The 23,071-nt window shown below is 72.6% G+C and carries 22 protein-coding genes; 8 read left to right on the forward strand and 14 right to left on the reverse strand.

The annotated features are described in order from the left end of the window. The first annotated feature begins 73 nt into the window (after positions 1-73). Positions 74-781 (forward strand): GntR family transcriptional regulator, encoded by a 708-nt coding sequence (locus ASE27_RS18445; protein WP_197487092.1) that lies wholly within the window; start codon positions 74-76, stop codon positions 779-781. A gap of 11 nt (positions 782-792) precedes the next feature. Here ASE27_RS18445 and ASE27_RS18450 read toward each other — a convergent pair whose 3' ends face one another. The 4 genes from ASE27_RS18450 to ASE27_RS18465 form a co-directional block, all read right to left on the reverse strand. Next, on the reverse strand, positions 793-1,848 hold the full coding sequence (locus tag ASE27_RS18450; protein WP_056654099.1) for a zinc-binding dehydrogenase: 1,056 nt from the start codon (positions 1,846-1,848) through the stop codon (positions 793-795). Continuing rightward, on the reverse strand, positions 1,824-3,344 hold the full coding sequence (gene phnE, locus ASE27_RS18455) for a phosphonate ABC transporter, permease protein PhnE (RefSeq protein WP_200955979.1): 1,521 nt from the start codon (positions 3,342-3,344) through the stop codon (positions 1,824-1,826). Before phnE ends, ASE27_RS18450 begins: the two co-directional genes overlap by 25 nt. 128 nt (positions 3,345-3,472) lie before the next feature. Next, complete coding sequence (gene phnC / locus ASE27_RS18460) at positions 3,473-4,351, reverse strand: phosphonate ABC transporter ATP-binding protein (protein ID WP_056654385.1); 879 nt, start codon at positions 4,349-4,351, stop codon at positions 3,473-3,475. A gap of 2 nt (positions 4,352-4,353) precedes the next feature. Beyond that, the gene (locus tag ASE27_RS18465) at positions 4,354-5,322 is read right to left on the reverse strand and encodes a phosphate/phosphite/phosphonate ABC transporter substrate-binding protein (RefSeq protein WP_056654102.1); all 969 of its coding nucleotides are present in this window, start codon (positions 5,320-5,322) and stop codon (positions 4,354-4,356) included. Positions 5,323-5,542: 220 nt separating this feature from the next. On the opposite strand from ASE27_RS18465, the gene ASE27_RS18470 reads away from it, so the two are divergent. Beyond that, positions 5,543-6,724, forward strand: a complete 1,182-nt coding sequence (locus tag ASE27_RS18470; protein ID WP_056654105.1) for an alpha-D-ribose 1-methylphosphonate 5-triphosphate diphosphatase — start codon at positions 5,543-5,545, stop codon at positions 6,722-6,724. A gap of 76 nt (positions 6,725-6,800) precedes the next feature. On the opposite strand, the gene ASE27_RS18475 is transcribed toward ASE27_RS18470, so the two are convergent. The 5 genes from ASE27_RS18475 to ASE27_RS20385 form a co-directional block, all read right to left on the reverse strand. Beyond that, on the reverse strand, positions 6,801-9,368 hold the full coding sequence (locus tag ASE27_RS18475) for an alkaline phosphatase family protein (protein ID WP_056654109.1): 2,568 nt from the start codon (positions 9,366-9,368) through the stop codon (positions 6,801-6,803). Between the two features lie 222 nt (positions 9,369-9,590). Continuing rightward, positions 9,591-10,424, reverse strand: coding sequence for a CPBP family intramembrane glutamic endopeptidase (locus ASE27_RS18480; RefSeq protein ID WP_157257706.1), 834 nt, complete (start codon positions 10,422-10,424; stop codon positions 9,591-9,593). 8 nt (positions 10,425-10,432) lie between these two features. Next, entirely contained in the window at positions 10,433-12,322 is a 1,890-nt protein-coding gene (locus ASE27_RS18485; RefSeq protein ID WP_056654114.1) for an alkyl/aryl-sulfatase, read from the reverse strand. A gap of 84 nt (positions 12,323-12,406) precedes the next feature. Continuing rightward, positions 12,407-13,090, reverse strand: a complete 684-nt coding sequence (locus ASE27_RS18490) for a hypothetical protein (RefSeq protein ID WP_056654117.1) — start codon at positions 13,088-13,090, stop codon at positions 12,407-12,409. After that, positions 13,087-13,278, reverse strand: a complete 192-nt coding sequence (locus tag ASE27_RS20385; RefSeq protein WP_157257707.1) for a hypothetical protein — start codon at positions 13,276-13,278, stop codon at positions 13,087-13,089. Before ASE27_RS20385 ends, ASE27_RS18490 begins: the two co-directional genes overlap by 4 nt. 239 nt (positions 13,279-13,517) lie before the next feature. Here ASE27_RS20385 and ASE27_RS18495 point away from each other — a divergent pair, with 239 nt between their 5' ends. The 4 genes from ASE27_RS18495 to ASE27_RS18510 all read left to right on the forward strand — a co-directional run bounded on the left by ASE27_RS18495 (position 13,518) and on the right by ASE27_RS18510 (position 16,214). Continuing rightward, on the forward strand, positions 13,518-14,114 hold the full coding sequence (locus ASE27_RS18495; RefSeq protein WP_056654120.1) for a dihydrofolate reductase family protein: 597 nt from the start codon (positions 13,518-13,520) through the stop codon (positions 14,112-14,114). 111 nt (positions 14,115-14,225) lie between these two features. After that, positions 14,226-15,212 (forward strand): helix-turn-helix transcriptional regulator, encoded by a 987-nt coding sequence (locus ASE27_RS18500; RefSeq protein ID WP_082609129.1) that lies wholly within the window; start codon positions 14,226-14,228, stop codon positions 15,210-15,212. Next, positions 15,212-15,616, forward strand: a complete 405-nt coding sequence (locus tag ASE27_RS18505; RefSeq protein WP_056654123.1) for a cupin domain-containing protein — start codon at positions 15,212-15,214, stop codon at positions 15,614-15,616. The genes ASE27_RS18500 and ASE27_RS18505 overlap by 1 nt, the downstream gene beginning before the upstream one ends. Positions 15,617-15,725: 109 nt before the next feature. Then, positions 15,726-16,214 carry a nitroreductase family deazaflavin-dependent oxidoreductase gene (locus ASE27_RS18510; protein WP_056654126.1) on the forward strand — a complete coding sequence of 163 codons (489 nt, stop codon included), beginning with the start codon at positions 15,726-15,728 and terminating at the stop codon, positions 16,212-16,214. 111 nt (positions 16,215-16,325) lie between these two features. Here ASE27_RS18510 and ASE27_RS18515 read toward each other — a convergent pair whose 3' ends face one another. Both ASE27_RS18515 and ASE27_RS18520 read right to left on the reverse strand, forming a co-directional pair. Continuing rightward, positions 16,326-17,732 carry a cellulase family glycosylhydrolase gene (locus ASE27_RS18515; protein WP_056654129.1) on the reverse strand — a complete coding sequence of 469 codons (1,407 nt, stop codon included), beginning with the start codon at positions 17,730-17,732 and terminating at the stop codon, positions 16,326-16,328. Positions 17,733-17,890: 158 nt separating this feature from the next. Further along, positions 17,891-18,580 (reverse strand): M23 family metallopeptidase, encoded by a 690-nt coding sequence (locus tag ASE27_RS18520; RefSeq protein WP_056654131.1) that lies wholly within the window; start codon positions 18,578-18,580, stop codon positions 17,891-17,893. A 109-nt stretch (positions 18,581-18,689) separates the two neighbouring features. Between ASE27_RS18520 and ASE27_RS18525 the strand changes: the two genes are divergently transcribed. Beyond that, positions 18,690-19,889, forward strand: coding sequence for an MFS transporter (locus ASE27_RS18525; protein WP_235535494.1), 1,200 nt, complete (start codon positions 18,690-18,692; stop codon positions 19,887-19,889). A 75-nt stretch (positions 19,890-19,964) separates the two neighbouring features. Here ASE27_RS18525 and ASE27_RS18530 read toward each other — a convergent pair whose 3' ends face one another. Continuing rightward, positions 19,965-20,807, reverse strand: a complete 843-nt coding sequence (locus ASE27_RS18530; RefSeq protein ID WP_056654390.1) for an alpha/beta fold hydrolase — start codon at positions 20,805-20,807, stop codon at positions 19,965-19,967. A 97-nt stretch (positions 20,808-20,904) separates the two neighbouring features. Between ASE27_RS18530 and ASE27_RS18535 the strand changes: the two genes are divergently transcribed. Continuing rightward, the gene (locus tag ASE27_RS18535; protein WP_056654393.1) at positions 20,905-21,498 is read left to right on the forward strand and encodes a TetR/AcrR family transcriptional regulator; all 594 of its coding nucleotides are present in this window, start codon (positions 20,905-20,907) and stop codon (positions 21,496-21,498) included. Positions 21,499-21,504: 6 nt separating this feature from the next. Here ASE27_RS18535 and ASE27_RS18540 read toward each other — a convergent pair whose 3' ends face one another. After that, positions 21,505-21,942, reverse strand: a complete 438-nt coding sequence (locus ASE27_RS18540; RefSeq protein WP_056654135.1) for a hypothetical protein — start codon at positions 21,940-21,942, stop codon at positions 21,505-21,507. Between the two features lie 119 nt (positions 21,943-22,061). Further along, on the reverse strand, positions 22,062-22,949 hold the full coding sequence (locus tag ASE27_RS18545) for an alpha/beta fold hydrolase (protein ID WP_056654138.1): 888 nt from the start codon (positions 22,947-22,949) through the stop codon (positions 22,062-22,064). Between the last annotated feature and the right edge of the window lie 122 nt (positions 22,950-23,071).

The raw sequence follows: 23,071 nt of genomic DNA on the forward strand, positions 1-23,071 counted from the left end.
GCGAGATCCGGTCGCGGGAGGTCGGCCGGGTGGTGTTCACCTGGAGGCCGTCCGGCACGGGTACAGTCCGCGCGTGACCAGGTCGTCGGAGATCGTCCGCGTGCTCGCCGAGGAGCTCGCCGTCATGCCTCCCGGGAAGCGGGTCGCGTCGGAGGCCGAGGTGGGGGCGCGGTTCGGCGTCGGTCGCGCTGCGGCGCGCTCGGCTCTCGAGGAGCTCGAGCGCCGCATGCTCGTGAGCCGCATCCAGGGGCTCGGGACGTTCTCCCGGCACCGCGTGGACTACCTCGTGTCGCCCGGCAGCGCACCGTCGTGGAGCAGGACGGTGCGGGAGGCGGGCGGAACTCCACGGACGGTCGTCCTCGCGTGCGACGAGGTCGCGTTGCCCGACGACGTCGCCGGCGCGCTCGAGGTGGCGACCGGCGTGCCGGGGTTCCGCCTGGTCCGGCGGTCGTTCATCGACGACATGCCGGCCGCGTGGGGCGTCGAGTGGATGACCGCGGAGCTCGTCCCCGAGCTGCCCCTCGCGCTGCGGCACGAGGAGTCGCTCGACGCGATCCTGCGCGGGACCGCGAAGGTGCTGCCCGAGCGCGCCTGGACCCGGGCGAGCATGGAGTCCGCGCCGGAGGAGGCGAGCGCGGGGCTGGGCTGTCGGCCGGGGGACCCGGCGTGGCTCATCGTGAGCCTGGCCCGTGACGGCCGCGACGGTCGCCCGCTGCTGTCCACGGAGCGGTGGGTGCGGGCCGACGCGGTGCGCGTCGTCGTCGAGCTGGGTGAGGCCTGAGCGGGGCGCGCTCACGGCACGACCGCAGCGCGGGGTCGCGTCTCGGTGGGGCCCGTGAGGAGCCGACCGATGTCGTCGAGGCCGACCGGGGGCGTGACCAGCTCGTCCCACGGCACGTGGTCACGGGTCCGCTCGAGCAGGTCGAGCGCGGCACGCAGGTGGTGTGGCTCGTAGTTGTGCACCCCGGTGATCGTCAGCCAGCCGCGCACGACGCGCTCGGCGTCGACCGGGACGTCCGGCCCGGGGGCCACCGAGCCCGCCAGGACGAGCCGGCCCCCGAGGTCGAGGAGCTCGAGGCAACGAGCGACAGCAGGACTCGCGCCCGACAGCTCGATCGCGACGTCGACCAGGCCGACGGGCTCGTCCGTGTCCCGCGCGGACGTCGCGCCGAACCGCAGCGCGAGTGCGCGCCTCTCGGCGTCGGGGTCCGTGACGACCACCTGGTCGGCACCGGCGTCCCGGGCGGCGGCGACGGCCGTGATGCCGAGCATCCCGGCCCCGCTGACGAGCACTCGGCGTCCCTCGAGCGGGCCGGCCGCCTCGATCGTCGCCATGACGGTCGCCGTCGCGCACCCCGCAGGGGCCGCCAGGAGATCGGGGAGCCCGGCGGGCACCCGGGCGACGGTCGCGCCCGAGGGCAGCACGAGGTGGCGGGCGTACGTCCCGCTCAACGGCCACGCCGAGCCGAAGGCCTCGTGGCCGACCTTGCGCACCGACCGGCACTTGGCGCTGCGGCCGGCCAGGCAACGGTCGCAGGACCCGCACGCCACGGTGACACCGAAGACGACGCGATCACCGATCTCCAACGGCCGGCCGTCGTCGCCAGGGGCGCCGTGCGGGCCGAGACCGACGACCTCCCCGACTGCCTCGTGCCCCAGGACCGAGGGGCAGGGGGAGGAGCGGCGACCGGACACGGTGTGCCGGTCGCTGCCGCAGACCGTGGCGAGACGGACGCGGACGAGGACCTCCCCCTGAACGAGCGTGGGCAGCGGGACCTCCACGAGGCGGAGGGCGCCGTCGCCCTCCCAGAGGGCGACGGTGGTCAGGTCAGCTGGGCGCGGATCCATCCGGAGAGCCTTTCGATGGCGAGGACGACGAGGAACACGAGGAGGACGATCCCGCCGGCCACCTCGAAGTGGAGGGTGCGGACCGCCTCGAAGAGCAGGAATCCGACGCCACCGGCGCCGACGATCCCGAGGACGGTCGAGGTACGGATGTTGACGTCCAGCAGATAGAGGCCGGAACCGACGATCGACGGCATGCCCTGCGGCAGCACCGCGGAGAACAGCACCTTCCACCAGCCACCGCCCACCGAGCGCACGGCCTCGAGGGGGCCGGTCGGGATCTCTTCGACCGCGTCCGCGACCAGCTTGCCGAGGAAGCCGATCGAGCCGATGCCGAGGGCGATCGCTCCGGCGACCGGGCCGAGGCCCACGGCGGCGACGAAGATCACCGCGAGGATGAGCTCGGGGACCGCGCGGACGAGGAGGATCGTCGTGCGGGCGGCGCCGTAGACGACCGGGTGCGGCGCGACGTTGCGAGCGGCCAGCAGACCGAGCGGCAGCGACAGCACCACGCCCAGCCCGGTCGCGACGAGCCCGATGGCCAGCGTCTGCAGCATGGCCTCCCAGAGTGCCGGCCCGAGCGATGTGAGGTCGGGCGGGAACGTGCGGCCCGCGACCTCGAGGAGGCTCGGGATCGAGGTCACGACGGCGAGCGGGTCGATGTCGAGGCGGACGAACGAGACCACGACGAGGACGGCCGCGCCGGCCCCGGACGCCCAGCGGACCGCACGGTCACGCTGGAACCGTGGGCGGCTCGGCGCGAGCAGCGAGCGCCGGATCCTGACCGACAGGAGCTCCATGGCGGCAACGAGCACGAGGACGACCGCGACGATGCCGAGCGCCTTCGGGTAGACCAGACCACGCAGCGCGTCCTGGAGCGCGAAGCCGATACCGCCGGCGCCGACGAAGCCGAGCACGACGGACGTGCGCAGGTTGATGTCGACGCGGTAGACGAACGCGGAGATCCAGGCGGGCACGACCTGCGGGAGGACGCCGTTCACGAGCTCGCGCACGCGTCCGACGCCGACGCTGCGCACCGCTTCCCGCGGTCCTGGGTCGATGCCCTCGATCGCGTCGGCGAAGAGCTTGCCGAGCATGCCCACCGAGTGCAGGGCGAGAGCGAGCACTCCCGGCAGGACGCCGAGCCCGAGCGCGCGGACGAACAGCGCCGCGAAGACCAGGTCCGGCACCGCGCGGCAGAACGTCACGACGGCACGTGCGACGGCTGCCACCGCAGGGTGCGGGGTCGTGTTGCGGGCGGCGAGGAACGCGAGCGGAACGGAGAGGACCGTTGCCAGCACGGTGCCGAGGAACGCCATGAGGACGGTGTCGAGGGCGAGCGTCGTGATGCGGGCCGGGTCGTCGAGCCGCGGCGGCAGCATGCGCTCGAGCAGGTTGGCGACGTCCTCGCCTCCTGCGACGAGGGCAGGCAGGTCGAGGCCGATGGACGAGGCGGCGACGAGCGTGAGGACGACCGCGCCACCGCCGAACCAGCGCAAGAGACGTTGCTGGCGCGTGGCCGGGGGCCGGCGCGCGACCACGTGTGGGACGCCGAGGTCGCCACGGGGCCCGGTCTCCGGTGCTGTGCCGTGGGACGTGTCCCGCGCCGGTGCCGGGGCGGGGGCCGTCACGCCGGGACCTCGGTGCGGCGCTCGGCGAGCCGGGCGCCGTCGTCGGGCGTGCCGGTGGGGCCCTCCACGTGCGTCCTGTCCTCGGCCAGGGGCTCGACGCGGCGGTAGATCGCCATGGCGTCCTCCCGAGTGAGTCCCGCAGCGGGGCGGTCGAGGACCTTCTCGCCGTGCCGGAGCCCGACGAGGCGGTCCGCCCAGCCGAGCGCGAGGTCCACCTGGTGGAGCGTGCACACCACGGTCAGGCCCTCCTCGGCGCAGACGCGCACGAACAGGTCCATCACGGCCGCCGCGTTCTCGGGGTCGAGCGACGCGACGGGCTCGTCCGCGAGGACGAGCTGGGGCCGCTGCATGAGCGTGCGCGCGATCGCGACGCGTTGCTGCTGACCGCCCGAGAGCGTGTCGGCCCGCTGGTAGGCCTGGTCGGCGAGCCCCACCCGCTCGATGTGTGCCAGCGCCTCCTCCCGCATCGACCGCGAGTAGGTGGAGATGCCGTAGCGGGGCCCGCGCACGCGGCCGAGGCCACCGATCAGGACGTTCTCGAGGCACGTCAGGCGTCCGACGAGGTTGAAGTGCTGGAAGACGAAGCCGACCTCGGTGCGCAGCTGGCGCAGCTCGCGCGACGAGGCGCGGTCGACCCGCGTGCCGGCGACGGTCACCTCGCCCGCGCTCGGCCGGTGCAGGCCGTTGAGGCAGCGAAGGAGCGTCGACTTGCCCGAGCCCGACAACCCCAGCAGGACGAGCAGCTCGCCACGTGCGACGTCGAGGTCGACCCCCGCCAGGGCCGTGGTCTCGTCGAACTGCTTGACGAGCCCACGGACCTGCACAAGGCTCTCGCTCCGGGTCGACGGGACGGCGAGGGAGGGACCGGAACGCACGGTCACCCCTCGCACTTGTCGGACTTGGTCAAGGTGCACACCTCGCGGGTGCCGTCGTAGTCGGAGTCCTGCGCGGGCGCGAAGCCCCAGGCGTCCTCGTCCGTGAGGAGGCACTCCCCGTCGCAGTAGCCCTTCGACAGCAGGTACTCCGAGTTGGCCTTCTCGGTGATGAGCGTGGTCAGGGTCTCGATCGCCTCGGCACCGAGCGCGTCGTTGCCGACGAACAGCGAGCCCGAGATCTTGGGAGACTTCCAGACCTCCTTGAGGTCGCCCTCGGCGAGGTCGCCGGCCTCCGGCAGGGTGTCCTCGACCATCGACTGCATCGCGAACCCTGCCTCGCAGTCACCGGCCGCGACGGCGAGCGCGGACGCGTCGTGGCCGCCGGCGAACACCGGCTGGACGCCCTGCGCGAGGTCCTTCTCGGTCCCGGACTCGATGATGCCTGCATCGATGAGGCCCGAGCTCGGGTAGAGGAAGCCGGACGTCGAGCCGGGGTCGACGAAGCAGACGCTGCGGCCCGCGAAGTCCTCGAGGCCGTCGATCTCGGCGTTATCGCCCTGCGTGATCCCGAGGGAGTAGTAGCCGGGGTCGACGCCCTTCTCCGCGACCACGGCGCCCAGCGGGGTGATCGCCGCGTCGTTGTGCGTCGCGATGACGTAGGCGAACGAGCCGAGGAAGGCGAGGTCGACCTTGTCGGCGATGAGGCCCTCGATGACGCCCGCGTAGTCGGACGCCTGGCTCACCTCGACCTTCGCGCCGGTCTCCGCCTCGAGCATCTTGATGATCGGGTCGTACCCCGCGGCGAGGTCGGTCGAGTTCTCCGCGGGGATCGCGCCCAGGCGCAGGACCTCCGGGAAACCGGTCGTGGCCGTCGAGGCGTCCGAGGCCGCGCTCGAGCCACCGCACGCGGAGAGCGTGAGGGCCGTGACGGCGGCGAGTGCGGCTGCGGTGAGGGTGGTCGTGGTCTTCATGTCGTCTCCGGTCGTGACGTCCAGGTGGTGCCCGGGACGAGCACCGTCGAGGAGTCTGCGAGGACCCCGAGAACAGTCGTGCCTGCGACGGTGAACGAGGTGTGAACTGTCGTTCATCGTTTCGCCAGGTTGTTCGGACAAGATGTCGGGCATGCCTGTGACGCCAGCGCCCACCTGCCGGTCCGGTCGTCCCGACGAGAGCTGTCCGCCTCCTCGTGAGGTGGGACGTGCTCCCCGCGACTACACGCTCGACGGCGTGGACGCGGTGCTCCCGGGCCGGGTCGTCGAGGACGCACGGGTCGTCGTGCACGGAGGGCAGGTCGTCGAGGTCGGGCCCGCTCCGCGAGGGAGCCGGGCCGACCTTCACGGCGGGGGTGCGCTGTGCCTCCCCGGGCTCGTGGACGTGCACACCGACGTCCTCGGCCACGAGGCCAGTCCGCGACCCGGCGCGCGTCTCCCGCTCGACCTGGCGACCCGCGCGGCGACCGACCGGCTCGTGGCGGCAGGGGTGCTCACGGCGTACCACGGTGTGGCCTACGGGGATCGCACGCCCGTCGGCCTGCCGCCGGCAGGGCCCGGGGCCGAGGCGTTGCTGACGGCGCTCGCGGGCGACGAGGTGCGCGAGGACGGTGCGCGGGTCCTGCACCGGGTCGACATCCGCTGCCCGTCCGCGGTCGAGTCGCTGCGTGGTGTGCTCGAGAGCGCGGAGGCGAGGGATCTCCGTGCCGCGGGCGGTGGGCCGGTCCTGGTCTCGCACGAGGACCACACCCCGGGGATCGGTCAGTACGCACGTCTCGGGACGATGGAACGATGGTTGGTCGAGCGCGCCGGGATGTCGTCGGCGGGCGCGCTCGAGCACGTCGCACGCTGGCGGGCCGACCGAGAGGAGCGTGCTGAGGTCGCTGCCGTGACGCTCGCGTACCTGGGCGATCTCGCGCGCAGCGGTCGGGTCCGCCTCGCGGGCCACGACCCGGAGACGGTCGAGGACGTCGACGCTCTGGTTGCCCGCGGAGGAGCCGTGGCGGAGTTCCCGACGACGGTCGCTGCCGCGCGCGCTGCACGTTCCGCCGGGCTGTCGGTCGTGATGGGAGCGCCAAACGTCGTGCGCGGGGCGTCGCACACCGGCAACGTGTCCGCACGCGAGCTCGTCGAGGAGGGGGTGGTCGACGCGCTCGCGTCGGACTACGTGCCGGCCTCGATGCTTGCGTCCGTGGACGTGCTCGTGCGCGAGGGCCTGGCGACGTTGCCGCGGGCGGTCGAGCTCGTGACGTCCGGCCCCGCGCGTGCGGCGGGGCTCGTCGACCGGGGTGCGCTCGTTCCCGGGACCAGGGCCGACCTGGTCCTCGCGCGCCGACGTGGTGCGTGGCTCTCCGTGGTGGCGACCCTGCGATCGGTCGCCTGACGAGGGCGCTGGGCAGCGCGGACAGCCGCGTGCCCAGCGCCCTCGTCGCTCCGGTACGGTCCGGACGGTCGAAGGGTCAGCAGGCCGCCGCGGGGATCGACTGCTCGTACGGCGTGCTCACCGGAGACCCGTCGATGCTCGCGGTTCCCGTGACGGTGACCGTGCCGGCCTCGACCGACGACGCCCGGGTCGCGAACGACTGGTGGGCGCTCTTCCCGGGGAGCACCTCCACGAAGGTCCGGCTGCCGAAGGGCGTGGTCACCCTCACGTCAGCAGGGACGTCTCCCGCGTTGACCGCACGCACGGCGAGGGTGACCCTGCCGGCGACGCAGCGCGGCATGACCTCGACGTCCAGCTCGACGACGGGATCCTCGGTCGACCCCTCCGCGGCGATCTGGGGCGCGTCGACCGCCCAGTACCCGTTGTTCCCCGCGTCGGACAGGCGCCATCCGATCCGCACCCCGGTCGCACCGTCGGGTGCCGTCGTGGACAACGACACCGGCCGGGAGATCTCGAACAGCGGCCCCTGGGAGGCGTCTCGCTCCCACAGGACCTGGGTCGTGCCGTCGTCGAACTCGGCGACGACCTCGGCGTGCTGCGAGGCGGACGCGTTGATCTGGCGGTAGTGGTGGACGAACGACAGGTTCACCGCGCCACCGCCCCCGACCGTCTGCCACGGTGACCACAGCGTCGAGTCGAAGCGGGCGCCCGACACCGTCGGCTCGCCGAGGTCGTCCCACTCGTCGGGGTCGGCGACGGCGATGACGTCGCGGCCGCGGACGAACGACCCCCGTCCTTGTCCTTCCTGGCTCGTGGTCCAGAACTCGCCCGACATGAAGGACCACCCGCGGTACTCCGTGACCCCGACGTCGGGAGTCCTCTCGTCGATCGACCATCCCGCGGGCGTCTGCTTGGTCCACCCCTGGGTGTCCTCGGGCTTGGCAGGCTCGTCGACCACGCCCTGGAACGCCGTCGCGACGGTGTCGAAGGGGTCGCGCGAGGGCGTGCCGATCGGGACGCCCTCGAGGCCCCACGAGGGGTCGATCTCGACCCCGAGGTGCTTGAGCATCGTCGGGACGAGGTCGACCTGGCGCCACTCCCGGATCGCCGTTCCCGTCGCCGGCACGTCGCCGCCTGACGCGAGGACCCAGACCTTGCGGGTCAGGTGCTGGTCCCCACCGTGCCCGTACCCCGTGAATCCGTGGTCGGTCGACGACACGATCAGCCAGTCCTCCTGCTGGGCTGTCGCACGGGCCTCGATGGCGTCCACGAGCTCACCGACCTGGCGGTCGAGCGTCTCGATCGTCGTCTTGTACTGCGGCGACTCTGCGGTGTACGCGTGCCCCGTGGCGTCGCCGTTGTGCAGGTAGACGACCATGGCGTCCGGGTTGCGGGTCGAGAGCACCTCGACGGCGTCCTCGACGCTCTGGGCGTCGGTCGCGGCGACCGACGCGCCCTTCTGCTGCATCTTCACGTCGGGCCGCAGGATCAGGTGCTGGTTGAGGGGAGCCCAGTCGGCGGTGGAGAACGTCGAGAAGCGCGGGTTCACCTGCTCGAGCCGCGTCAGGACGTCGGGGTACGCCTCGATGTTGGGGTTCGTGAAGCTGTTGTCGGGAGAACGGTGTTTGTCGACCCAGACACCGGACAGCAGGTTGGCGTGCCCGTGACCCGAGACGGTCGGGCCGAGGGCGTTGTCCTGCAGGTACGAGGCGCTGAGCTGGCCCGCCGCGGCGAGCGCGTCGATGTTGGGGGTGTCGTACTCGCGCAGCTTGTCGAGCCGGACGCCGTCGAAGTCGACGAACAGTACCTTGCGGTCGCTGATGCCGTCCGGGACGTCGGCGGGACCTGGTGGGGGAGGCGGAAGCGGGGACTCCGCTCCAGGCACGGCCGCGTCGGTCACGGAGAAGTCGTCGATGGCCCAGTACCAGTCGTTCGTCGCCCGCTCGACGACCCACGACACCCGCATGGAGGTCACGCCGGCGGGGACCACCACGGGCTGGGTGAGGGTCCGGTCCTGCAGGTAGACCTGGTCGCCGAGGGCCTCGGTCGAGTACTCGAAGAGCCGTCGAGGAGCCCCGCCGTCGAACGAGACCTCGAGGCCTGCGACCTGGGGGCCCGTCTGCCGGTAGCTCGAGTCGAAGTTCACGTGCACGGTCGAGCCCCCGGCCACAGTGATCCCGGGGGACGTGAGCGTGCTCGAGAAGAGCTGCTCGCCGGGGGTGTTGCCATCGTCCCACTCGTCGTTCTCCGCCACGGCGAGCACCCCCGACGCCTTGGTGAACTGCTCGCGCCCCTGCCCGGTCTGGGCCGCCGACCAGAACGCCGGGGTCGCGAAGGTCCATCCCCGCCACTCGTCCTTGCCCTTGCCGGCCATCGACGGATCGTTCGTGACCGTCCAGCCGGCCGGCGCTTCGGGCGTCCAGCCGAGGGTGCTCATGGGGATGTGGGTCTCGTGGACCCGGGGCCGCAGGCTCGTGGTGAGCCCGTCGAAGCTCTCGCTCGCGAGGACGTGGCCCTCGGAGGTCGTCGGGGTCGTGCTGTGCGCGTGATCGTCGGCGGTCGCAGCCGCCGGGAGCCCGGCCAGCAGCAACGTTGCCGAGAGGCAGGTCGCGGTGGCGAGGGTCGCTCCGTTGCGTGGTCGCATCGTGGTCCTTTCGTCGGGTGGGGACCCTCAGACGGTCTTTCCACGCGACGACCTGGCGACTGCGGGCCGACGAACGACCGATGAACACCTCCTGTCGCTCTCGGCCGGTTGTGCGGACAAGCGTCCTCCCGCCTGCGAGCAGGTCGGCGCTCAAGGTCCGTCGTCGCAGGTGGGGTGCTGATCAGCGGTCGGCCAGAGGGCGCGAGCCCCACTGGACACAGCTCACGGGCGCGCCCCGACGTCGGGCACGAGCGCCGGGGTGATCGCCTCGCGGGCGGGCCGCGTGCGCTCGCGGACGACGAGCACGACGAGCGTCACCGCAGCCAGGACGTAGACGACCGGGACGAGGAAGTTCGCGCCCATGGCCGCACCGTTGTCGGCCGGGTGGACCCCGACCAGGAAGGACGAGAAGTCCCAGAGCGCGTGGAGGGCCATGGCGGCCAGGATCGTGCCGGTCCCGCGCCGCGCCAGGTAGAGGCCGGTCCCGGTGAGGGCGGCGAAGAAGATCTGGATGACGGCGCCGGGCTCGTTCAGCAGGAGGTTGGTCAGGTGGAACGCGCCGAACCAGAGCGTCGTCCACAGGATCGCCATGCCCTCGGACCGTTCCCCCTGCCGCATCGAGCGCAGGACGACCCCACGGAACAAGGTCTCCTCGGTGAACCCGACGAGCAGGCTCGCCAGCAGGACGGCGAGCACGTGCGCGGGGGCGAACAGGCTCCACTCGAGTCCTAGGAGGTGCAGCACCGAGATGAGGACCATGACGGCCGGCAGCGTCCAGAGGAACCAGCTCGTCGGCAGGCGGCGAGCGTCCCGGAACACGTGGTCCCAGCGCGCCCAGGCGAGGAAGGCGACGAGCCAGACGGCGCCTGCCGCGAGCGGCAGGACCGCGGTGCGCAGCGTGGTGTCCGCGGTGTCGAAGAAGTGCTCGTACCCGACGCCCGAGACCTTCATCAGGCCGACGACGATCACGCAGTAGACGACGAACACGACCGCCGCGACGGGCACCGAGGGTGCGACTCGCCACCGGGGCGACGGGACTGCGACAGGTGAGGACATGGCCCGGGTCACGGGGTGACGATGGCGAAGTCCCGGTCTCCCGGGTCCAGCACGGCGGCGAGGCGACCCAGCACGGTCGCGTCACCGGTCAGCTCGATGCCCGCCTGGGCAAGCGTGTCCGGGGTGACGTTCCCGCTCGCGAGGACCGGTAGCGCACGCTTGGTCCCGGTGAGCGTGGCGTCGGCAGGGCTCTTCTGGACGGCCGTGTTGTAGCTGAGCACCCCGTTGGCGAGGCGCAGGCGGTAGCGCTCGTCGACGTCGGTCAGCACGACGTCGATCGACAGGTTCTCGTCCCACGCCCGCGGCCCGTCGACCTGGATCGCGAGGGCGTCGAACAGCATCGTCGGGGAGAGCTGGGCGACCATGTCACCCGACACCGTGACGATGGGCGTCCCGAACGGGCCGTCGCGCAGCTCGGTCGTCCCCGAGAGGTAGACGCTGCGCCAGGTGCCGTTCTCCGCCCCGTACCCGAGCTGCTCGTAGGTGTCGGCGAGCAGCTCGCGTGCTCCGGCGTGGTCGGGCTCGGCGAAGACGACGTGGTTCAGGAGCTCCGCGACCCAGCGGTAGTCGCCCTCGTCGAACGCGGTCTGGGCCTTGGCGACCACGGCGTCCGCACCACCGCCGAGCTCGACATAGCGCTTGCCCGCCTCGACCGGCGGGTGCTCCCACAGGTGCGCGGGGTTCCCGTCGTACCAGCCCATGTACCGCTGGTAGATGGCCTTGACGTTGTGGCTCACGGAGCCGTAGTAGCCATGGGTGCTCCACGCGTTCTCGAGCGCCGGGGGGAGCGTGAGGACCTCGGCGATCTCGATCCCGGTCAGTCCCTGGTTGAGCAGGCGCAAGGTCTGGTCGTGGAGGTACGCGTAGAGGTCGCGCTGGATGTTCAGGTACTCAAGGATGCGTGCGTTGCCCCACGTGGGCCAGTGGTGGGACGCGAAGACGACCTCGAGGTCGTCGCCGAAGAGCTCGATCGACTCGGTGAGGTAGTGCGCCCAGGCATGCGGGTCACGCACGACGGCGCCGCGCAGCGTCAGCAGGTTGTGCAGGTTGTGCGTCGCGTCCTCGGCCGCGCACAGCGCGCGGTGGTCGGGGAAGTAGACGAGCATCTCCGACGGCGCCTCGGTGTCGGGGGCCATCTGGAAGATCATCCGGACGCCGTCGACCGTCTTCTCCTCGCCGGTCGTGGTGATGTCCACGGTCGGGGCGATGAGGGTGATGGTTCCCGTCGACGTCGTCTGTCCGAGCCCGGCCCCGACCTGTCCCTGCGGCCCGCGCGCGAGAGCCGCCCCGTACATGTATCCCGACCTGCGCCCCATGGCCGTGCCCGCGTAGACGTTCTCCGAGACGGCGTGCTCGGTGAACCCCTCGGGAGCGAGGACCGGCACGCGCCCGGCGTCGACGTCCTCCTGGGTCGTGACACCCTTGACACCGCCGAAGTGGTCGACGTGCGAGTGGGTGTAGATGACGCCCGTGACCGGGCGGTCCCCGCGGTGCTCGCGGTACAGCGCGAGCGCCGCGGCGGCCGTCTCCGTCGAGATGAGGGGGTCCAGCACGATCACGCCGGTCTCGCCCTCGATGAAGGTGACGTTGGACAGGTCGAAGCCACGGACCTGGTAGATGCCCTCGACGACCTCGAACAGGCCCTGCGTCGCGACGAGCTGGGACTGGCGCCACAGGCTCGGGTTGACCGTGTCCGGGGCCTCGCCCTGGAGGAAGTCGTAGGTGTCGTTGTCCCAGACGACGCGGCCGTCCTCGGCGGTCACCGCGTTCGGGGTGCGTCGGCCGAGGAGCCCACGACTGGTGTCGTCGAAGTCCTGGGTGTCGTGGAACGGCAGGCTGTCTCGCAAGGCCTGCTGCTGCCGGACGATGGCGGGGGAGGCTGGCTTGGATCGTGACATGTCTCGGAGCCTTGCAGCCGTTCACGGCTCGCGCATCCGGAGCGGCGGACGGGGCGCCGACCGCCGCGGCAGCGCCCCGCGGACTCAGCCGATGGGCCAGGTGACCGGGGTCAGTCCCGCGTCCAGCATCGCGGGCGAGTACCACTGCACGGCGGTGGGGGCGGGGTTGCCCGCGGTGACGAAGAACCAGGTGCAGGTCTCCATGGAGGCGCCGGCCCCGAAGTTCTCGACCTCGTAGGCCGTGCCGCACTCGGCGTTCCCTGCGCTGAAGTTGGAGATGTCGTCCGTGACGTTCTCGTCGCCCGCGAGGAGAGCGAACGAGTTGAAGTTCGGCATGGTGAACACGGGACCGTTGACGTACGAGAGCTTGTACGACAGGTAGTAGAGCGTGGCGCCCTCGACGAGAGCGAGCGACGACTCGTCGAGGTTCAGGTCCTCGACCGAGCCCTCGGTCAGGGAGGTGAGCTCGACCTGGGCGACGGCCGGGTCCTCGTTGCCCTTGCCGTCGTAGACGAGGCTTGTCGCCGGGGTGGTGAACGTGGCCTGCGGTCCCTGGCTCACGGCCGACGCGTCGAACGGGACGGCCTCCGTGCTCCCCACGGCGAGGCCGTGCTCGGACCCTGCGAGCACGCCGCTCGGAGCGGACGGCGTGGGGGTCGGGGAGGCCTCGTCCGCCCCGCCCGAGCAGGCGGACAGCGCGAGGACGAGGGCGATCGGGGCGGCGAGAAGGACCGTGGCGCGCCGGCTCGAGCCCGTGCGGGCCGTCACTGGCGACTCTTGCGTCGGCCGCCGACGATGGTCAGGACGAGCAGGCCCACCCCGACGACCACGGCGAGGATCCCCGTCACGAGGAAGCCCCCCGAGTCGGAGCCGGCCTGCGAGACGAGGATCAGGAGGATCCCGACGATCGTCAGAAGGATCATGTGTCGGGTGTACCGGGCAAGCTGGGTGATCATGGACCGCGCCTCGCGTCTTGGGGGGAGGTGAACTGCGAGACTGTAGCACCGGGGGCATTGCCCGCGGTAGCGACTGGACGCCATGACTGTTGCTGTCGGAAGAGCATCGGCACGCACCTCCTGCTGGTCGAGATGTCCGGTTCTCGGTCCGGCCTCCGCGCTGTCCGCGGGACCGATGAGTTCTCGGTCCCGCGCCCGTCTACCGTGCGACACCAGTCCCACCGCAGGAGGATCGCACCATGGCCCCGAGCTCACGCACCGTCGTCGGCAACGTCTCCGTCTCGCTCGACGGCCGCATCAACGGCCCGGGCGGCGAGAACGACATGGGATGGGTGGCCCCGCACGCCGTGAGCGACGCGGCGTTCGGCCTCCTGGAGGACCTGATGCGGACCAGCACCACGGTCCTTCTCGGCCGCAAGAACTACGAGGGGTTCCGCTCCTACTGGCCCGCGGTCGCGGGCGACGAGTCCGCGGACCCGCGCAGCCGGGAGTTCTCGCGCTGGCTGGACGACGTCGAGAAGGTCGTCTTCTCGCGCACGCTCACCGAGGCCGGGTGGTCGGGGGCGCGCGTGACCGCGCAGAGCCCGCCCGACGTCGTCGCGCACCTTCAGGAGCAGGCCGGCGGTGACGTGTGGGTCATGTCGAGCGCGTCGATCCTGCGACAGCTCGTCGCCGCAGGACGGCTCGACCGCCTGAGCCTCATGCTGTGCCCCGAGATCTCGGGCGGGGGAGAGCGGCTGTTCGACGACGGCCTGCCCGCGTCGAGCTGGCGCCTGGCGGCTTCCGAGCCGACGGAGACGGGCGCGTTGCGCCTGACGTACGACGTGCACCGGTGAGCCGGGCGCGTCGCTGAGCCAGCGGGTGGGCCCGGCTCACGAGGGCCCGGGCAGTCCCGGGTACCACCAGTACCTCCCCCCGCACCGGCCTCTGGTCGTACCGTCGTAGGCATGGACCTGAAGGCGGAGACCCGCGACTTCCTCACGACGCGCCGCGCCCGGATCACCCCGGACCGCGCCGGTCTGCCCGCGTACGGCACCAACCGTCGGGTCCCTGGCCTGCGTCGCGAGGAGGTCGCGATGCTCGCCGGGGTGAGCGTCGACTACTACACGCGGCTCGAGCGCGGGAGCCTCGGCGGGGTGTCCGAGGAGGTGCTCGAGGCCCTGGCCCAGGCGCTCCAGCTCGACGAGGCCGAGCACCGCCACCTGTTCGACCTGGCGCGTGCGGCCAACGCGTCGGGCGCTGCGCGGTCGCGCGCCCGCCGGACTCCGGCGCCGGTCCTGCGGCCCGCCGTCCAGCGGATCCTCGACGCGATGGACGGCGCGCCCGCGTTCGTGCGCAACGGTCGGCTCGACGTGCTGGGCACGAACACCCTGGGCCGGGCGCTCTACGCGCCGATCTACGACTCGCCCGAGCGGATCGCGAACAAGCCCGTCAACACGGCCCGGTTCCAGTTCCTCGACCCGGACGCCGCACGCGAGTTCTGGGGCGACCGGTACGACCGGATCGCGCACGACGCGGTCGCGATCCTGCGGGCCGAGGCCGGGAAGAACCCGTTCGACTCGGCGCTCACCGCGCTGGTCGGGGAGCTGTCGACCCGCAGCGAGGACTTCCGTCGGCTCTGGGCGTCGCACGACGTGCGGCTCCACCGGACGGGGACCAAGGTCTTCCACCACCCGGCGGTGGGCAGGCTCGAGCTCGACTACGAGGCGTTGGAGCTGCCCGCGGACGCCGGCCTGCAGCTCAACGTCTACACCGCGGTACCCGGGTCGTCGTCCGACGACGGGCTCAAGCTCCTCGCCTCGTGGGCCGCCACGCGCGCCACGGAGGCCGACGGCGCGGCCGCCGAGGGCCACGGGGTGCAGGCCGGTGCTCCCGCCGGGAGCCCCGGGCCGACAGGACGCCCGACCACCATCCCCACCGAGAAGGACCTCTGATGCAGAAGCTGACCAAGCCCGCGACCACCAAGAACCCGCCCGAGCAGTTCACGGGCGACGTGTGGCTCGACCCGATCGCCCTGCCGCAGGACCCCTCGCAGCGCATGGTCGTCGCGCTCGTGCGCTTCGCGCCGGGGGCACGGACCGCCTGGCACTCGCACGCCAAGGGGCAGACGCTGCACGTGGTGTCGGGCGTGGCGCTCGTCCAGTCCCGCGGGGAGTCCGTGGTCGAGGTGCATCCCGGCGAGACGGTCTACTGCCCGCCGGGCGAGGAGCACTGGCACGGCGCGACCACGGACGACTTCATGGAGCACCTCGCGATGCTCGAGAACGCCGACGACGCGGCGACCACCACGACGTGGCTCGAGCACGTGACCGATGAGGAGTACGCGGCGGCGCGCTGACGGGCCCGATGCCTGGCGCCCGTCGATCCCGCCCCTCGCCTCGCACCCGGCCGCTCGATCGGCCACCCCGGACGCGCACCCCGCAGCCGTCGCGGCCATCATGGAGGGCATGACCTCCCTGCTGCAGGTCGTCCGGTCGCTCGTCGCCCCGCTCACGCGCACGCGGGCGTTCCGCAGGATCGGGCCGGTCGTGCTGCCGCCGGCCGAACGCTTCCTCGCGCGCGTCTCGCGAGGTCGCGTGCAGCTCAGCGCGATCCTCGTGCCCTCGCTCGTCCTGCACACGACAGGCGCGAGGTCGGGCGAGCCGCGCAGCACCTACCTCATGTACACGCCCGACGGCCATGGCCGGGCGATCGTGGCCGGGACGTCGTTCGCGCGGGACCGGCACCCGGCCTGGACGTACAACCTGCTGGCGCACCCCGACGCCGCGATCACGGTGCGCGGCCGGGACATGAGGGTGCGGGCGTCCCTCGTCGAGGACGACGGCGAGCGTGAGGCCGCGTGGGACCTCATCCAGGCGCAGTGGCCGGGGTACCGCGCGTACGAGCGCGAGTCGGGCCGGGTGGTCCGCCTGTTCAGGCTCCAGCCGCTGGCGTGAGCCTCGGTCGCTCCTGGCCGCGCCGAACACGCGACCCAGGCTGCGCCGTCGGGCATGCAGCCCCGCCGCGTCCCGCCGGGCGCTCCCCGCGAGGAGCGCCCGGCAGTCCCGTCAGGACCCCGCGCAGGTCACGCCCGTGCCCGACGGCGCGGCACCCGTCCCGATGAACCCGAACGTCGCCGCCCCGCCCGCCGCGAGCGTCCCGTTCCAGGCCGCGGGGGTCACGACGACGCCGTCGGGCGTGGAGGTGCGGACCCCGCCCCAGAGCTGGGTCACCGAGGCCCCCGCCGGGAGCGGGACGCCGACCGACCAGCCGTCGACCGGCGCGGACCCCGCCGTGACCGTGACCTCGCCCTGCCACCCTCCGGGCCACGAGCCCACGACGCGCAGCGCCGCGGTGCAGTCCTCGGGCCCTTCGGTGGGCTGCTCGGTCGGCTCCTCCGTGGGTTCCTCGGTGGGCTCGACCGTGCCGCCGAACCACGACGCCTCGACCGCGGTGTCCCGCAGGCCGTCGGGCCCGTCGACGATGCGCGTGCCCCACGCGCTCGGGTTCGCCGGGTCGAAGCCCAGGACCATGTCGAGGTACGGGTCGGTGTTGCCGCTCCACGACCAGGCGAGCCACCCGAGGTCGAGGCGCTCGGCCTCGGCCAGCACGACGTCCTCGTCGACGTCCGACGACGTCTGCCGCCAGCCGAACTCCCCGACGATCAGGGGCAGGCCCGCGTCGACGAAGTGCTCGAGGTACTGCGTGACGGTCGAGGCCTGCGCGTACACGCCGTACATGTGGATCGAGAAGATCGTGTTGGCGTCGGGGTCGGACACGAAGACCTCGTCGGCCTCGGCCCGCATGATGTTCGTCCAGTCCTGCCCCCAGTTCGGGGCGTCGACGACGATCGCGTGCTCGTACCCGATGTCTCGCAGGCGCCCGATCGCCGCGGACGTCTCCGCACCCCAGCGCGTGTTGGTCGCGGCGTCGTTGCCGAACGGCTCGTTGCCGATGTTGACCATGACGAAGTCCTCGGTCCCCGCGAGCGTGGGATACAGGTCCTCCCAGTAGTCGACGGCCTGGTCGAGCGTGCCCGCCGCGGGCGCGTACTGGTCGCCGTAGCCCGTGGTGTCGTGGACCTCGAGGACGCACACGAGCCGGTTCTCCTCGCAGAGGTCGACGATGTGCGCGACGTCCTCGGGGGTGTTCCGCGTCCACTGGTCGCCGCTCGAGAGCACGACGCGCACCGAGTTCGCGCCCGCGTCCTTGATGGCCTCGATCGACGAGGTCTGGCCCGTGAACCAGGTGTGCGCGTGGTTGACGCCGCGCAGCACCAGGTCGGTGCCGTCGCCCTCGACGATCCGGCCGTCGGCGACATGGATGCCCGGGGTCTCGGCGGCGTGGGCGGTGCGCGCGGCGGCTCCGACGCCCACGGCCGCGAGGGTCGCGAGCAGCGCGGCCGTCGTCAGGCCCGCGACGACGGGGGCGAGGCGCCCGGGGGCGGCGTCGGGTGGGAGGGGGGTGCGGCTCATCGGACGTCCTCGTCTCTGGCGGCGTCGTCCGCACGGTCGTGCGGACCCGGCCCATGGTGAGGAGCACGGGGCGTCGGTGGCCAGGGGGTGAAGCGTTTAGCCCCGCTGCGCTCGTGCCCCGGGTGAGCCGGCGCCGGGACGTGAAGGTCGTGCGCCCGTCACGTCCCGGCGAGGGGCAAGGGTTCGACGACGGAGCGTTCGCCGGGCAGTCCTGTCGCCCGGTCGAGGGGCTCGCCCCGGCCGCGGAGCCACTCGCGGAAGTCGCGGAACGCGACCGGGACCCCCTGGGCGACCGTGAGGTCCAGGCTGTCGGCGACCTGCACGTGGACGTGCGGCTGGGTCGAGTTCCCGGAGTTGCCGCACTCGGCGAGCTGCTGCCCCACGTGCACCTCGTCGCCGACCCCGACCTGCACGGTCCCGCGCCGCAGGTGCACGAGCGACACGAACGCCCGGGCACCGGGGAGCGCGATCGTCACGTGGTTCCCCGCCACGGCGTGCACGCCCTTGCGCAGGCGCCCGGCGGCCCCGAGCGCGTAGGGCACGAGGGCGGGCTGGGAGCGACGGGCCTCGTGGTCGTGCTCGCCGTCGTGCACGTGGGCCACGACACCGCCTGCAGGCGCGAGGATCGGGCGCCCGAACGCGACGAAGCGCTCGGGCGGCTCGGTCGCGAGGAGCGTGCGCCAGTCGCGCACCGCGGCCGTGCGGTGCCGCTCGTCGACGCCCACGAAGTCGATCGCGTAGCGCTCGCCCAGGATGTCGACCCCGTGGCTCGGGACGCGCCGGGCGGGGCTGTTCTGCACGAGCCAGCGGTCGCGGAAGGGCAGGTCGAGCGTCACGGTCTCGACCATCCGTGCCTCCCGTCCCCTCGGGTCCTGCTCCTCACCCTAGGTGCGGCCCCGCGTGCCCGTCCCTGCGGCGCGTCGTGAGGAGGGCGACGCGCCGTGCCAAGATGCCTGGGTGACCGATCCTGCGCCGAACGCCTCACCGGGCTGGCGTCCGGGGACCGTGCGGGACGCCGCCGGGGGGATCCTTGCGCTCATGCTCGCGACCTTCCTCGCCGTGACGACCGAGCTGCTCCCGGTGGGCCTGCTGCCGCTCATGAGCGACGAGCTGGACGTCACGGAGTCGACCACGGGGCTGCTCGTGACGGTCTACGCCTTCATGGTCGCCGCGCTCGCGGTGCCGCTGACGCTCGCGACCGTGCGCCTCCCGCGCAAGGGCCTGCTGCTCGGGACGCTCGTCGCGTACACCGTGAGCAACGCCCTGGTCGCGGTGGCGCCGACGTTCGCCGTCGTCGCGGCCGGGCGGGCCGTGGGCGGGATCGCGCACGCACTGTTCTTCTCGGTGAGCATCGGGTACGGCGCGCGGCTCGTGCAGCCGCTGTTCACGGGCCGCGCGCTCGCGCTCGTGACCGCCGGGGCGTCGGCGGGCTTCGTCTTCGGCGTGCCGCTCTCGACCTCGTTGGGTGCAGCCGTGGGCTGGCGGACCGCGTTCGCGGTGCTCGCCGGGGTCTGCGCGCTCACCACGGTGCTGGTCGCGCTGCTCCTGCCGGCCGTCGCGGGCGGAGGGGGCGCGCGGCGAGACGATCACGGGCAGGCTGCCCGACGTTCGCGCCTGGCCGTGGTCTCGACCGCGAACGCGCTCGTCTACCTGGGCCAGTTCTCGGTGTACACCTACGTGTCGGTCCTGCTCCTGGCTGCCGGGCTCTCGGTCGCGGGTGTGGGACCGGTGCTGCTCGGGCTCGGGGCGCTGGGCCTGGTCGGGACCTGGTACGCGGGGGTCTCGCTCGACCGCCGGCCGCGCCGGACGGTCCTCGTGGTCCTGGTGACGCTGACGCTGGGTCTGTGCGCGCTGGGCCTGGCGTTCCCCGCGCTCGCCCCCGTGCTCGTGGCCGCCGCGGTGTGGGGCGCGGGGTTCGGCGGCGTGGCGTCGATCTTCCAGACGGCTGCGATCCGTACGCGGGGCGCGTCGCCCGACGTCGTGGGGGCGCTCGTGAACTCGACCGCGAACATCGGGATCGGCGGGGGAGCGGCCCTGGGCGGTGCCGTGCTCGCGGGGTACGGGGTCGGCTGGCTGCCCTTCGTGGGGGCGGTCCTGGTGCTCGTGGGGCTCGTCGTCGTGGTGGTCGCGCGCAAGGCGTTCCCTTCGGCCGTGTAGCCCCGTGGTCGCCCACCCCGCACGCCGACGCGGCGCACCGGACCACGGGGCCCGGTGCGCCGCGCGGGGCGTGCGCTACTTCTGGACGAACGCGAGCAGTGCCCGGTTGACGTCCTCGGCGTGGGTCCACAGGAGCCCGTGCGGTGCGCCGTCGACCTCGACGTAGTCGGCCTCGGGGAAGGCCGCGTGGAACGGGCGGCCCGTCGAGTCGATGGGCAGGATCCGGTCGGCCGTGCCGTGCAGGATGAGCGCGGGCTTGCCGCTCGCCCGGACGGCCGCGACGTCGTCGCGGAAGTCCTCGATCCAGGTGGGCACGACGGCGTAGGCGGCGACGGGGGCCGAGCCGGTCGCGGTGTTCCAGCTCGCGGTGACGACCTCCTGGGAGATGCGCTCGCCGAGGTTCTCGTCGAGGTTGTAGAAGTCGTTGTAGAACTGCGTGAACCAGGCGAAGCGGTCGGCGCGGGCCGTCTCGGCGATCCCGTCGAACACCTCCTGCGGGACGCCCGTGGGGTTGTCGTCGCGCTGGACGAGGAAGGGCTCGAGCGAGGCGAGGAACGCGAGCTTGGCGACGCGGTCGTGGCCGTGGTTCGTGACGTAGCGGGCGAGCTCGCCCGTGCCCATGGAGAAGCCGACGAGGATCACGTCGCGCAGGTCGAGGGTCTCGAGGACGGCGTCGAGGTCCGCAGCGAACGTGTCGTAGTCGTACCCGGTCCCGACCTTGCTCGACTGACCGAACCCGCGGCGGTCATAGGTGATGACGCGGTACCCGGCGTCGAGCAGGACGCGGGACTGGCGCTCCCAGCTGTTCCCGTCGAGCGGGTAGCCGTGGACGAGGACGACGGCCTGCCCCGTCCCGTGGTCCTCGTAGTAGAGCTCGACGGGTGTGCTGTTCTCGGTGCCGGAGGTGATCGTGCCCATGATGCGTCCCTTCACGATGGAGCGTGAGAACGATCGTTCTCGCCGCTGGTCCTGACTCTAGAGAACGATCGTTCTCGGTGCAAGTAGGATGATGGACATGACTGCAGAGGAAGCACGGGAGAAGATCGTCGACGCAGCCGACCGCCTCTACTACGCCAAGGGCTACGCGGCCGTCGGCATGGACGAGCTGCGCCGCGAGTCGGGCGTGTCCCTGCGGCGCCTGTACGCCACGTTCCCCTCGAAGGACGACATCGTCCTGGCCGTGCTCGCGCGCAAGCACGAGCAGTGGGAGCGGGGGATCACCGAGCGCGTCGAGGGTGAGCCGGACCCGCGCGCCCGGCTCCTCGCGATCTACGACTACCTCGCCGACTGGTTCTGCGCCGACGACTTCCGCGGCTGTGCCTTCATCAACGCGTTCGGCGAGCTCGGGACCACTCACCCCGCGGTCGCCGACGCGGTCCGGACGCACAAGGCCTCGTTCGAGGGGTTCGTCGCACGACTGGTCGACGACGCCGGTGCCCCTCCGGCGCTCGCAGGTCAGCTCGTCATCCTGGCCGAGGGGGCGCAGACGACCGCCGCGATCTCGGGGGACCCTGCCGTGGCGGCGCGCGCCCGCGCCGCGGCGGAGACGCTCGTCGACGCCGCACTGGGCATGCCCGCGGTGTCGGGGGACGCTGCGTCGCACCGGTAGGTCTCCTCAGTCCCGCGGCGTGCGCAGCGCGGTGAACGCGCCCGTCGACCAGAGCGCCCACGCGACGAGCACGGGCTGGAAGAACAGGCGGCCGAACCGCTTGGCGTCGGTGTCGAGCCCGAACCCGTCCTTGTGCTCGAGCCACTGCCCGATGTTCCCGGGGAAGATCACGACGAAGAACGCCGCCGCGACGAGCCCGACCGCGACCCGTCGGCGCGACAGCACGACGAGCGACGAACCGAGCGCGATCTCGACGGCCCCCGACGCGAGGACCGTCACGTCCTCGTTCACGGGGAACCAGTCGGGGACCTGGGCCTGGAACTCCTCGCGCGAGAACGTCAGGTGCCCGATCCCGGCGAAGACCAGGCTCAGCCCGAGCGCGATGCGCCCGATGCGTCGAGCCAGGGTGTCGGGCGGCGGGTCGGCGGTCAGCAGGTTCGTCATGCGGCCATGGTCCTCGCGGTCGCCGCTGCTGGCATCTGGGGGACGCAGAGTGCCCGACGGCGGCACTCACCCGGGCGGCGGGCTCACCTCGCGGGAGCCCGCTGCCCTCCGCGAGGTGCTCAGCGCGGCCCGTCGCCGTCGAGCACGGTCCGCAGCGCTGCGGCGAAGCCCGCGGGGTCGCCCGGCATCCCGTACTCGTCACCCAGGAAGCCGCCGTGCCCGCTCGGGAACGCGACCGCCTCGGAGCCGAGGCTCTTGGCGATGGCCCGCGCCGCGCGCGCAGCCATCTGCTGGCCGGACTCGTCGCCCGCCGCGAGGACCACGCGGGTCGAGGCCGAGGTGAGCGCGTCGTAGGCGGGCTCGTAGTGGGTGCAGGAGATGAGGTTCTGACCCAGCAGCGGGTCGTCGCGCGACCCGTCGTCCCCGGCGGGGAAGCCGAACGCGGCCGGGTCCGGCGCGGGGAGCTCGGCGACGTCGTCGGGGAACGGCCCCTCCCAGCTCGTCAGGGTGATGAACCGCGCCATGCCGGCCCCGAACCCCTGGGTCCGGTAGGTCTCCGAGACGGCCTGGACCGCCGCGAGCGCGGCGTCGCGGTCGGGCAGCGCGGGGCCCGACGGCGGCTCGTGGGCCACGAGGGTCCGCACCTGCTCGGGGTGCTCGGCCACGAGGGCGAGCGCGTTGATGGCACCGCCGCTGCTCGCCATGATGTCGACGGGCCCGACGCCCAGGGCGTCGATCACGCGGTGGAGGTCGTCGGCGTGGTCCTCGGGGCGGACGGGCGACCCGGGGTCGGGCCGGACGCTGCGCGAGACCCCGCGAGGGTCGTAGGTGACGACCGGTCGGTCGGTGAAGTGCGAGGCGAGCGTGCCGAACCCGTCGGCGCCCATGGGCGAGCCGATGAGCAGCAGCGCGGGCACCTCGGGAGTGGCGGCGCTCAGGTCGCCGCGGACGTCGTAGGTCACGGTCGCACCCGGTGCCTCGAGCGTGCGGGTCTCGATGTCGGTCATGGCGGAGCCTCTCGGTCGGTCGAGCGGCCCGGTCTGCTCGCGGCCCGTCTCGTGGTGTCGTCGGGGTAGACCCTGGGCGTCCCCGAAACTCATCGCGCGCGCCCGGACCAGTGTGTCCAGAG

Source organism: Oerskovia sp. Root918, assembly GCF_001428945.1.
In the GTDB taxonomy this organism is placed as follows: domain Bacteria; phylum Actinomycetota; class Actinomycetes; order Actinomycetales; family Cellulomonadaceae; genus Oerskovia; species Oerskovia enterophila.